General features: G+C 59.5%; 1 rRNA gene. It reads right to left on the bottom strand.

Going from position 1 to position 296, the window contains the following annotated elements:
- Positions 1-296: ribosomal RNA gene (locus ACTHSX_RS10585) — 16S ribosomal RNA — on the bottom strand; the annotation flags it as partial.

The raw sequence follows: 296 nt of genomic DNA, 5'->3' as shown, positions 1-296 counted from the left end.
TCGAGACCTCCAGTATCCGAGGCCGTTCTCCAGTTAAGCTGGAGGATTTCACCCCGGACTTGGCGGCCCGCCTACGCGCCCTTTAAGCCCAGTGATTCCGAACAACGTTCGCTCGGTTCGTCTTACCGCGGCTGCTGGCACGAACTTAGCCCGAGCTTACTGTGGATAGATCAAGCCTTTCGGCGTTTCTCCCCACTTTCGAGCTTTACAACCCGAAGGCCTTCATCGCTCACGCGGCATCGCTCGGTCAGGGTTGCCCCCATTGCCGAAGATCCTCGACTGCTGCCTCCCGTAGG

Origin of the sequence: Neisseria sp. P0014.S002, from assembly GCF_051958295.1 — a bacterium.
Taxonomy (GTDB): Bacteria; Pseudomonadota; Gammaproteobacteria; order Burkholderiales; family Neisseriaceae; genus Neisseria; species Neisseria flavescens_B.
This window is presented reverse-complemented; position numbering and strand designations above follow the sequence as displayed.